Annotated in this window: 11 protein-coding genes; 1 reads left to right on the forward strand and 10 read right to left on the reverse strand. The window is 46.4% G+C overall.

The genetic code is table 11. The features are described 5' to 3' along the window. Positions 1-14: 14 nt before the first annotated feature. Positions 15-926: a CLCA_X family protein gene (locus ACJJH9_RS09445; RefSeq protein WP_444925055.1), complete on the reverse strand. Its 912-nt coding sequence runs from the start codon at positions 924-926 to the stop codon at positions 15-17. Positions 927-1,085: 159 nt separating this feature from the next. Here ACJJH9_RS09445 and ACJJH9_RS09450 point away from each other — a divergent pair, with 159 nt between their 5' ends. Then, a complete protein-coding gene (locus ACJJH9_RS09450; protein ID WP_444925056.1) occupies positions 1,086-2,459 on the forward strand; it encodes an NAD-dependent succinate-semialdehyde dehydrogenase in 1,374 nt (457 codons plus the stop codon). 95 nt (positions 2,460-2,554) lie between these two features. Here ACJJH9_RS09450 and ACJJH9_RS09455 read toward each other — a convergent pair whose 3' ends face one another. From ACJJH9_RS09455 to ACJJH9_RS09495, 9 genes are all read right to left on the reverse strand, one after another. Next, positions 2,555-3,076 carry a GNAT family N-acetyltransferase gene (locus ACJJH9_RS09455; RefSeq protein ID WP_444925057.1) on the reverse strand — a complete coding sequence of 174 codons (522 nt, stop codon included), beginning with the start codon at positions 3,074-3,076 and terminating at the stop codon, positions 2,555-2,557. Between the two features lie 191 nt (positions 3,077-3,267). Then, a complete protein-coding gene (locus ACJJH9_RS09460) occupies positions 3,268-3,423 on the reverse strand; it encodes a hypothetical protein (protein WP_444925058.1) in 156 nt (51 codons plus the stop codon). Between the two features lie 134 nt (positions 3,424-3,557). After that, positions 3,558-3,971, reverse strand: a complete 414-nt coding sequence (locus tag ACJJH9_RS09465; RefSeq protein ID WP_444925059.1) for a hypothetical protein — start codon at positions 3,969-3,971, stop codon at positions 3,558-3,560. A gap of 75 nt (positions 3,972-4,046) precedes the next feature. Then, entirely contained in the window at positions 4,047-4,511 is a 465-nt protein-coding gene (locus ACJJH9_RS09470) for a hypothetical protein (protein ID WP_444925060.1), read from the reverse strand. Positions 4,512-5,117: 606 nt separating this feature from the next. Continuing rightward, positions 5,118-5,699, reverse strand: a complete 582-nt coding sequence (locus ACJJH9_RS09475; RefSeq protein ID WP_444925061.1) for a hypothetical protein — start codon at positions 5,697-5,699, stop codon at positions 5,118-5,120. A gap of 168 nt (positions 5,700-5,867) precedes the next feature. Then, on the reverse strand, positions 5,868-6,356 hold the full coding sequence (locus tag ACJJH9_RS09480; protein ID WP_444925062.1) for a DUF2846 domain-containing protein: 489 nt from the start codon (positions 6,354-6,356) through the stop codon (positions 5,868-5,870). A 315-nt stretch (positions 6,357-6,671) separates the two neighbouring features. After that, complete coding sequence (locus ACJJH9_RS09485) at positions 6,672-7,145, reverse strand: DUF3592 domain-containing protein (RefSeq protein WP_444925063.1); 474 nt, start codon at positions 7,143-7,145, stop codon at positions 6,672-6,674. A 532-nt stretch (positions 7,146-7,677) separates the two neighbouring features. After that, positions 7,678-10,212 (reverse strand): ATP-dependent DNA helicase, encoded by a 2,535-nt coding sequence (locus ACJJH9_RS09490; RefSeq protein ID WP_444925064.1) that lies wholly within the window; start codon positions 10,210-10,212, stop codon positions 7,678-7,680. Continuing rightward, positions 10,197-11,858: a VRR-NUC domain-containing protein gene (locus ACJJH9_RS09495; RefSeq protein WP_444925065.1), complete on the reverse strand. Its 1,662-nt coding sequence runs from the start codon at positions 11,856-11,858 to the stop codon at positions 10,197-10,199. The genes ACJJH9_RS09490 and ACJJH9_RS09495 overlap by 16 nt, the downstream gene beginning before the upstream one ends. Positions 11,859-11,889 lie beyond the last annotated feature (31 nt).

The following is an 11,889-nucleotide window of genomic DNA, read 5'->3' on the forward strand; positions in this document are numbered from 1 at the left end:
CAAGCAAGTCAATATTACTGATTGGCTCGCATTAATGACCAAAGGCTATTTCCCAAGCAGGAAAAATAAGCCGTAAAAGCCTGATTGATTCTTAGACGCTGCTGATCCTGCGGATATAAGCCTAGTTTTGCCTCCTGGCTGGCTTTAGAGCCTGCAACCAAAAAATTATTATTGATACTGGAATCCTGAATAAAGGCCTCAAAAGCCCTAGCACAAAGTTCTACTGGCTGGCTGTAATAAATAGAGCCATTTACTTTATCGGCGTTAACAGAAGCTTTCACCAGTTCACTTGGGTTATTGTCACCTTCATCCAGCATTACCGTTTTAAAGCATGCGAAAAGCAGGTCATTCAGAGGGTGGGGTACCGGGGTTGCGCCGCGTAGCCAGGCCTCTGAGGCATACATGCTACTCGAAGTGTCGCTAAATGCTTTTTGCGCAAGATAGTGATCCAGTGCATGAAACCACTCATGGGCAATAGCTCCTGGACCGGCATTTTTAGCCAAGGAAAACGACTTGGCTGAAGGGTCATAAAATGCGGAGACTCCAGGGCGGCCACCAATACCGTATTGAAAAGAGAGGTTCCCGCGCAGGGAAATCAATGTTTCGGGCCCCTGCAGTATGACCATTAAGTCGGAAAGCGCATCATAAAATAACCCTGCTGCGCGATCGCGCTCCTCCTCAGTCACCCAGCGACCAATGGCTATGGATCTAAAGCCAAAACGCCTGCGAACATCGACAAAGGATACCTGCTCTCTACCGCGCACATCCGGTCCGCGGCGATAAAATTTTCGGGTTGCTACCATAGCTAGCTTAGGTGAGAACGGATGATTGGAATTCGCCTGGGATACTATTACAAGCTCGACCTGCTCCACAAGAGGGTTACCTGATCGGGCCCCCGAATAAACGGCTACACTTTGGTCAGGCACCTAAAAGCTCCTTTTGATAAGCCTTTGGTGACTCTAAATGCCCTGAAGTTGCTTATTGTGGAAAATCGAATCAAGAGCCCTTAGAGCTTTTACACTTACTTCTGCCTGTAGCAGTTTTATCTTGCCTGTTAAAATCAGTAATTCACCGGGAGTCTAACTATGGTCAAGTCCAAGCGCCCTCTGATCTCTATCAATCCATTAAACGGTGAAACTTTAAAGACTTTTCATGAGATGACTCCAGATGAACTCGATAAAGCTATCGGTCGAGCGGATAACGCTTTCGTGGAGTGGAGTAAACGAAGCTTTGGTGAGCGAGCAACAATACTCAAGCGCGCTGGACAGCTATTCGAAGAGCGCGCCGATGAACTCGCCAAATTAATGGCACAGGAGATGGGCAAAAAGGTTAACGATGGGCTGGGCGAATTAGCGCTCTGCGCAGAGATTTTTGCTTATTATGCCGAGGAAGGTGAGAAGATTTTGGCTCCGCAACACCTTTCTACCCGGGAGGGGGAGGGCACGCTGGTATTTCAGCCCCTCGGTGTTGTCTATGGTATCCAACCGTGGAACTTTCCTTTCTACCAGCCCTCCCGCTTTACCGCAGCCAACTTAATCGCCGGCAATGTTGTTCTAACGAAACACGCCTCAAATGTTCCCCAGTGTGCTGAGGCATTTGAGCAACTGTTATTCGATGCCGGTGTGCCCAAGGGGGTCTACACCAACTTGCCAATTACTTCCGCAGGTGCCGCACCAATTATCGATGATGATCGGGTAAAAGGGATATCTTTTACAGGCAGCAATGCAGCGGGCGCGAAGGTTGCTGAGCAGGCAGGGCGCAATGTGAAGAAAACCGTGATGGAACTCGGTGGTGTGGACCCATTTATCGTACTCGAAGATGCAGATATGGATTTGACCGTTGAGCGATTTGTGGAAGGTAAGCTTGGAAATTGCGGCCAAATCTGCTTAGCGGCAAAGAGAATCATCCTGACGGAACCTATTGCCGATGAATTCCTTGGGCGAGTCACCAAACTGTTTGAACAATTGAAACCGGGTGACCCCCTTGAGGACACCACAGATTACGGGCCCTTGTGTACCGAAAAAGCCGCGGAGCAGCTGGAAGAGCAGGTCAGTGAGTCAGTGAAAGCCGGGGCTCACTTGCTGGTAGGCGGGAAGCGCAACGGAGCGTTTGTTGAGCCGGGTATTCTAACCGATATACCGGCAGGCTCACCTGCGGCCGAGGAGGAACTCTTTGGACCCATCGCTTGCGTCTGGGTGGTAAAAGATGAGGAGGCAGCTATTGAGATGGCTAACGATAGTCGCTTTGGCCTGGGAGGCTCGGTCTATACCAAGGATCACGAGAGGGGGCAGCGTGTAGCTGAAAAACTCGAATGTGGAACTGCCTTCGTCAATCATGTGGCCTCAAGCTATGCGAGCATGCCAATGGGTGGTGTAAAAAAATCCGGTTACGGCCGTGAACTGGGCGAGCTGGGCATCAAAGAGTTTGTGAATCAGAAGTTGATACGTCACTTTAACTGAGCAGTTAATCATTCCTATTGCCCCTGTGAACCACAGGGGCTTTAAAGGGGTTTTTAGTGAAAATTTTATAGGTATTGTTCACCTGTCAAGTCACTTTAGACAGAGGGCTGAGTATTTAAATAAAAGCACTTTGCTGGAATACCCTCATCGTCATTACATATCCCCCCCGGCAGCATTCCCGCTTTTAGTAAAACACGTTCTGAAGCAGTATTTTCAGGCGCAATAGTCGCAATAAATTTGTCAATGCTAAACGCTATTGTAGCGTAGTCGATCAACCCAACCACTGCTTCAGTCGCTATGCCTTGCCCCCAGTACTCCCGGGAAAATGCATATTTAATTTCGGGATCAACTTGGTCATTAGGGTGTACAATACCGCAGAAACCAACAACCTCTAAAGTATTTTTTAATCCTACAGCGAACATACCATAGCCACGACTCATATAGTTTTTATGGGTGACTTTCATCCATGCCTTGGATTCCTCATAACTTAATGTATTTCCATCCCCAACCCATTGCATTGCCTCACTATCGCCATATACCTTTTGAATCATAGAGAGATCTGAATCTCTCCATTCCCTAAATATTAAACGATCAGTAGTAAACAAACTTTCTCGCACTGCACTATTATCCCTTTCGCGCTAATGTTCAAATAACTAATAGACAGTGCGTATCATAGCCTATCCATCGGGTAGCTCGAAGGATCGGGGCGTAATTTATCCATTGCTATGATTGAATTCACTTTGCCTTTTAACACTTGCCGCAGGAATTGACAACCGTTTCATAGCCGCTTTGTTAATACTAACTATATTTAATTTGCCAAATCTGCTTTACCGATAGTCTTCAAAATAGCAGCGGGAATATCTCCAAACGGCTTACAAGGCCCTAAATCATGGCAAATGGTACTCAGGCCAATTTGCCTGCCAGGCTCTGAAATTGAAATAATGATTATTGCTCCATCAGTCATTACAATTTCGGTACAACCATCACCTTCAGTTAAGTTAGTAGTTTACAAAGCATACTGACCTTCTATTAACATAACAATGAGCCGGAACACGAACTGAGAAAATCCAGCAATGAAGGGCTACATTATTTGATTTGTTAAGGTTTCTCTTGAAGTAGATACATTTCTCGAACGAGTACCTTTGTTGCTTGAGCAGTATTAAATGGTGAATTCTCGCATCTCACTACACCCTCAACTCTAGGAGCACCTGCCATTGTTATAAATGGCAGGAAGAGAGTTTCTGCATCAGTGACCATATAATGATGTTCGCCATTTTGATATATCATTGTCTCAAACTTACCGCCACAGAGCTCCGTTGCCTTATACTCCCAGTCTAGCTTTACTTTTTCAGTGCTTTCAAAGACTCTGCCAGCTGCAACTTCTCGGATATAAAACAACCCATCGTCGATTCTTATGTGTTGGTTGGTGGGGTCATCGAATTCATTGGTGCTTGCACATCCTGCAAGCAAAAGAATCATAAAAACTATACTTAATCGAGTGATTGTGTACATAACGTATACGTCTCTGTAGTAAAGGATAAGGTTTACCGGAAGGTCCGTTATCGTGCCTATGTTTATTGAGCGCTATTAAGTTAGCCAAGCAATAGTTTTCTTTGTTTGCTTCTTGAGATTAAACGTAGCAGATCTCTCTATTTCATCTTGCTCAAGCCATTTTATTGTTACCGTAAGGCTGTCCGCACCGGAGAAGTAATCCGATGATTTCATATCTAAAGCTCGATAACGGTATAGATAGTTTCCATTCCCTAAGGGTTTGATCGAGGCTTCCGCACTTATCAGTGACCTATGGATCCCACTAGCCCTCGGTGACTTGACAGTTATAGATCTAAGACTAATGAATTCATTACCCTTTTGAACTACATATATATAGGCAGTTGCCGAATACCCAGGCCAAAAACTGTGAAAATCTACAACAAAATATGGTAGGTCGCTTACCGAAAGCTCTGATATTAATTGTGGATCAGGCTTAGACCACTGCAAACTTTTGCGATCCCGTTCCGTTTCTTCATGAACAAAATGATCTACCTCAGCCATTTTGCAACCAGTTATAGTGAACACCATTAAAACAAATATAAATCTACAAAGCATGGTAACCGCTGTTTTGCGCGTTAGAATTTTGACGACACATATTTGCAACAGGATCGTAACTCACTGATTGCATGATTGTTAGATTGGACTTGGGTGTCATCATAATCTAATCTTACCCCCATAGGCGTATATACAGAGCTGGAAAGCTCAAGATATACGATACTATTGGGGGGAATCTCGATGTTTTTTTCTCTACTTGTCATTCCTGACCATGCGCTCCAGCTCGTCTTTATTTTTACAGCCCCCGGCTTTAAACTGACATATGAGAAAGCATTGTTTGGTAAAGATGCTGTTTCTGTATCATTTATATGAACCCTCATCTCATATGCCGCTGGGGGAGAGATTTTTCTATAAAAAACCAATGTACTCTCACTGTTGGATGGGATTGGTATGTTTACCTCGTCAAATTTAGCGGCCCCCTTTGGCGTGGATGCACAAGCCGTTACAAGTAAAGACACAAGGATTAACAAATATTTCATGGATGTGATCTCTGTAGGAATCTGGGACTGCACTGTGGAAGGCCGCATGTACGGATATAGTTGGGCTGGTCATTTAGGGGCTACCCATTGCCATTACTACTGCCCCAATGAATACAGCTGGTACAACAACAACAGCGTCGTAAGCAATTGTTACTGGGGTAGCAATAATCTTGCCCGCCGTTTCTGAAAATTTAGCCGGCTGGGCAACCATGATATGATAATTCTTTTCAAGCTTCTCCAAAGGTAACTCACCTTCGATGGTATAGCGACGACCTTTGATTTCTTTAGAGAGACGAAGACGATTGATAAGTTCATCTTCTTCGAAGCCCAAGGATTTAACCTTAGCTACCAGTGTATGAGATGGTTCATTCTCGACAAATACGAGCGTTACAACTCCCTTAACTCGATTCTCTTCATCGATCGAGAAATTTTTAAATGTTGGATAGAAAGCTACTTCTCGTGTCAGCAACAATGACTCTCCAAAACTCCTATCAATTGGGAATACGTAAGCATCTTCTTTAGTTGTAACGAATAGCTCGTCAGTTTCGGTATTAACATAAAACCCATTTACCAACTCTTCCTCATGCTTTGGAGCCCAAAGCACATTAGTACACCCTGAAAGAAGAAATACCACTGTGAAAATGACTCGATACATTTTTTCTCCTAATGCCCTCATTCAGGCCGTCAAATTAAAACAGGCGTCTACTCAATGGGGGAAGGTTTTCCCAGTGGCCAACGGGAGTAATTGCTACTGCTTGTTATAAGTTACCCAGTACGAAGCGAATTTTATATACGTCGACTGCCTTTCCTGGTAAAAAATCTACTACCAGATTGACTCCGATAAAATGGAAAGATCACTTTGCGCAGAATTCTCTGATTTTGGCAATAAGATATGATAGCCAGAGAGTATTGGTATATATTTTGTGGCCACCGCTTCAGTCGGCGGCCTGCCACCTTGATTAGAAAAATAATATTCAAAATAGTAGGCTTTTCCCCCTTCAAATGCTTCAGTGAACTCTAATATCTTTGGCTCCATGAAAGCATTTGCTTGAAGAGTTATTGTATAGGTGCCAGGCTTCAATCTGACCTTGAGGAAACCAAGGTTGTTTAGGCAACCTTCCTCCTGATCATGAATCAACAATTTTAGGCAAACCGTTGTTCCATCATTGGCCTCTGGCCGATAAACGTAAATTATTGCCTCTGATTTTGACAGAGTCTTATGCGGGGTATATTTAGGGCCTTTTGCTATAGGCCCGGCACAGCCAACTGCCAATAAAAGTAGTATTGATAATATTCCAATTCTCAGTGTCATATTAAGACCTTGATGATTTCTAACGCCCGCAATAGGCGCGGCAGGAGTTTAACGTAGACCGGTGCACACTGCCTGTGATGTTATGAATGCCATGCTTCAATGGAGGTGACTGTGTACCTTTTGCTCTCATAAATCCTTTCGGCGGGACAGAAATAATTGATGAAAACAGCCATGCTATATGAGCTTTCCTTGACCAAATAACCAATCATTTCTGGGATTTCGGCTCTTTTGCGAATCTGTATAATATAGGCTGATACTTCTTTTCCAGCCTTATCCAAAATATAGCTTCCACTTTCGGGTTGCCTGCAGCTGGAGTTAGCGTGCCACTGCGGCAGATACTAGCCACCCATAGCCAAATACCGCGGCGCCATAGAGAATAAACAAAATCGGGATTGCAACAGCAGATAAAGTACTAAAGCGCTCAACTTCAATGTATGCATTTTTAGGTGAATGTGGTAGTAGGCGTACTTTAACACTATCGCCTTCCTTATACCTATTCAAAAGATCATGCTCTATATTGTTGTCTTTAAACAATTGAGGGGAACGAAGTAATGGCGTGTCAGAGTGGAATTTTTCTTCCTTGTATTCATATTCAAACTCAATTTGTGCTTCGTAGATTCTTTGACCTTCCGTGTTCGCAAAATTTTTCAATTTAGATTTAGTAACTGTTGCGTCAATTAAGGGCAAAGAAGCCCACTTTTTCTTTACCCTTAGATAGACAAAGGTTTGGCAAAATCCGAGGCCTACGATTACTATCAATCCTACGTACTTAATAACCCCAAACATCATTTTTTCACTCTAAGAAACGCAACATTTATATAGTGGCCACCATGACAACTGTTTCCTACTTTTAAATAGGCTACTGCTATGGCGAAAAATGGAAAAATGGTCGTTATGCCCAATATCTACTGCTAACCAATCTAATAAGTTAATGGTTATTAGGGATTTATCCTTAACTCTATGAGTTTCTCAGGAAAATCAAACACTTTTTCCGAAAGATGCTGGACTTTTTTGTCAAAAATGAAACAGCCTCAGATCATCTTTTGTTGTCTTTCGGCGGCGTTACATTGTGCAAGAGAATATTTCCAGGGTTCGCACTAACCCATGGATTTATGCAGACCTCAAAAAAAGAAAGCGCGCCATTATGTTAGGCATCCCCCCTGAAAGCAAGTAATTATGTGGACTAGAGGGGGATTTGAGAGACTATTGGTTCAATACTTTGGTGCTGTTCATTTGCAATATAGGAAAGCAGGCAGCGGCTTATTTTGTTGGTGGCGTCAATTAGATATAACCACCCAACTTTTAAATTCAAACGATATATTTATTCTACGTTACACACGTTCAAGCGTTGCTGCATCCAAAAACAGCTTAATTGCTGTGAAAGTTGTTCGCCACTCTTACTTGTTTGGATTTGCCAATGTTTGGGGTAAAGGTTTTGATAAAACATATCCGCAAAACGGTAGTCAGCTAAAATAATCACGCCCCGATCTGACTCAGTGCGAATCACTCTTCCCGCTGTCTGTAATACCCGAGTCATGCCGGGATAGCGGTAGGCAATATCAAACCCATTGACCGCTGAGAGGGTCTGTGGGTGCTCCGCCGACTGTCGTAGCAGCTCTTGCTCTTCATTTACTTGGGGAAGACCGGTACCTACGATAATTGTGCCAATCAATTTCTCCCCTACAAAATCAACGCCCTCAGCAAAAACGCCGCCCATAATGGCAAAACCCAGGCTCTGTGCACCCTCACTAAATGAGGCCAGGAAGGCTTCTCTTTCGCGATCACTGGCGCCTGGCGTCTGTTGTAGCGGCTGTATTTCCGGATAATCCTTCTGGAAATGCTCTACGACCATTTGCAGAAAGCGGTAAGAGGGGAAAAACACCAGGTAATTGCCAGGACGGCTGAAGTAAACTCGGGCAATCAAGTCCACTAGTGCTGGGAGTGCACTTTTCCGAGCCTGATAGCGGGTATCCACAAAAGGACAAAGAAAAACCCCCTGGTGGGAAGGCTTAAAAGGTGATGGCAGCATCAAGTAAGGCGTTTCTGGCTCAATCCCAAGCTGTTCAGTGACAAACTGTGTGGGGCGTAGGGTGGCTGAGAAGAAAATAGCTCCATGAAACTGGGCGCAAGATTCCTGTAGGAAACCCGCGGCATTCATACACATCAGCTTTAGTTGGTGTTCCTGCCAGGGGGCGTCCCGATCGATCACACGGGTCAGGGCCTGGTGTTGACCAGAAAGAATTTTTTCTATGCAGGCGTATCGATAAAGACTTTTCAACCATTCCCCGATCTCTTCAGGGGGGAATTTTCCCTGTTCAGATAATTCACTCAGTGTATCTAGCACCTTCTGGATAGCGCGAGATACAGTTGCAGGGCGATCCTCTTCGGAATTCAGCGGGCTACACCAGGCTTGTACATTTTGGCTTGAGCGTATTTCCTCATAGAGGTTTTGCTCTTGAAACCGTTTGCTCCATTGAGCAAGTGCGCGTACCAGGGATTGGATACGCCGGTACAACTGTGGGTGGTTGCTTTTACAGGCCAGGGCCGCGCGGCGACTATCCCCGCGGCTCAAACTAGCGCTGTACATTTCCCGTGCGCGCTCGCTTAAGTTGTGCGCTTCATCGACTAATAGTGCGCGCTTGTAACGCGGATCTTGTAGTGTGGAAATATGCACCAAGGGATCAAAGACGTAATTGAAGTCACAGACCACCACATCGGCCCAGGGCAGCATTTGCAAGGACAACTCAAAAGGGCAGAGATGCCACTGATCTGCAACCTTCGCGAGCGCTTCCGGTGTGATCCAGGGTTGCCCCAGCAGTTGTTTGCGCGCTTGCGGCAGGCGGTCGTAAAAGCCCTGTGTGCGAGGGCAGGTGCCTTTATCATCACGGCTACACAAACCCAGTTTGCAAGCGCAGGTCTTATCACGCGCACGCAGCTCCAGTAGTGAAAGCTTTAGCCCAACTCCATGTAGCTTAGCGATAGTCTCTCGCACCACCTGCCTGCCAGAGTTTTTCGCCGTGAGGTATAGCAGCTGATCCAGCTTTTCCTCACCAAGGGCTTTGATAGCGGGGAACAGTGTACTAATGGTTTTGCCAATACCGGTGGGCGCCTCCACAACCAGTTGCCCTGCATCCCTAAGGCAGCGATAAGCGGATACCGCCAGCTGGCGCTGACCGGGTCTGTAATCAGGGAAGGGGAATGGGAGGCTTTTTGCTGTTTGAATCACTTGTTGCCGATGCGCCTGCCAGGCCCTATGCCAATGGATATACAGACTGAGGGCATCTCCAGCAAAACTTTCCAAAGCCTCCCAGTTGAACAGGCTTTGCTCCGGGTAGGACTTTTTCTCTTTGAGGTTGTACCAGACCATCTGCAGTGAGACCTCTTCAACCGAACTCACTTTTTGGCGCTGCTGTAGCAAATAGCAGAAACCGTAAATTTTAAGCTGAGCCCAATGGTATAGGCGGGTGGTCTCGGGAAGCTTATCTGGATGGCAATAGGTGGTTTTGATTTCATCCAGTTGTGCCGGCTGGCGCAAGTCAGCTTGCGGATGAAGGATATCGACCCGTCCCTCCAAGAGGATATCCTGGCCTGCGCACTCCAGCTGAACCTGTAAACGGTATTCCGCTTCTGCGCCTTTGGGGCGACGTTTTTGCAGCTTTTGGTGAGCGCGAATGCCCTCCTGGGCGGTTGGGCCTGGCCCGCCGGTATGGATCAAATCCCCTCTGCGGCAAGAGAAAGCCACTAATTCACCCACAGATAACTTTAGGGGAGAGGCGCTTGCGGAGGTGTCATGCTCCTCAGTAGGCTCCGCCAGTAGCCCTGCAACTGTAGGCTTACCCCTCAAGGCTGTAACCATTCCACATGTATCACCCGGTGGGGAATATTGTGAGCGGCAAAGAACGTCAGCCAGCGCTGCTGGTTTTGCTGGAGACGATCACCGGGGCCCTTGACTTCCAATAACTCATAACTTCCTTTTTTGGGAAACAGAATCAGATCTGGCAGGCCATTGCGATGATGATTGATATCACTGAGTAAACGTTGAAACAGTGCGTGCCAATGTTCAGCAGGAATACGATCCAGGGCCAGCTCCAGCAGTTCCTGGGGTAGTGCTTCCCAGGCTACCAGTGGATTGGCAATACCCTGTTTTCCACGGTAGGTTTGCATAACCCGCAGCTTTAGCGAGCTTTGACAAAGCTCCGACAGCCGCGATTCAAACAAGCTCTGGCGTGATGAGTAAAAATTTGGGCTACGGAAATCACTGGGGGCTATTTGGAAGGGGTTATAAAAGGCACCAGGCACTGAAGCAAAGAGAATGTCCCAGATATAGAGGCCCAGTACCCCATTGAATAGACTGTTCTCTACATAGTGGCAAACGCCTTCTTCCTGCTTTGCCGCTTCCGCAGCTGCCAGAATTTCTACTCTTACTGAGGCCTGGGGTAGGGTAAACATTTCTTGCGGTGGCTGATAAGGCTGGGGGTTCTTCCAGGTTTGAGCACAGTCCATGCGCTTGGCCGTGCGATACCCAAAACTCTCGGCAAAACATCGTTCGGCTTCATTGAGGGGAGATTCGAGAATTTCACGGCATAGGGAAAGCGCCTGATCGAAATTACCACGCTTTGCGGCAATTCTCGTCCGGCGTTCACGAGCAGGCGGCTGCACACAATCCTGATAGAGTCTCTCTGCAGCTTCCAACTGATCCAGTCTTTCCAGTTGTCGCGCCAGCCTCAGGCGTAGACGATCCACTCGCCTGGCCAGAGTCAAATCTCCAGGAATGCCAGCGGGTAATTGACCAGTCAATTTATGGATTTCACCGGCATCACCAGAGAGTACCTCCTCAGCTTGTTCAAGGCAGCTGTAATAGAGTAAGTGCTGCTCAATCTGCTCTCGACTCTGGAAGGGCAGCTGGTGACTATCTAGTGGGTAGGGCTCATATTGGTATAACCCCAGGTCCTTCAGTACGTACTCCGTAAGGCTCTGGTTCAGATTGCCAAAAAAACAAAGCTGAAAGGTTTGAAAGCACTCGGCCCTTTGAAGTGCAAGTAATGCCTCATCGGCCATTAACCGTTTTCGCCATTCAAAGGAGGCCGCCAATAAAGCTTCCTCTAACTCTCCCCGTTTTAGGGGCTTGCGTAGGCCAGCAGGCCCCGCTGAGAACAGTTCCGCCTTAGTAAACAGCGCTATAAGTTCGCGGTCTGCCAGGGGTGGATTCCTTTTCAAAAAACCAGCAGAGCAAAGAGAGTCAATGGCCTCACCAAGATCGTCAATTTCTCTGTAAGACAGTTTTCCCTCTCTGAACAGTGCCCCCAAAGATGATGGAATACCCTTACGGGATAGCAGCCGAACATAAAGACGCTGACTATCAGCATCGAGCTCGTAGAACTCACGATAAAAGTTAATCTCAGCAGGGGAAAGTAGCTGCTTGTAGCGGGACACTACAAAATCAACCAAGGCCCGGAAGTTGGTCAAATAGTAGTCAGGTGCTAGCTCAATAGTGGCGGCCATGATACGGGCAATAATGTGTCAACAATAAATC

The sequence above is a fragment of the Microbulbifer mixtoriginis (SeqCode) genome (assembly GCF_052466715.1).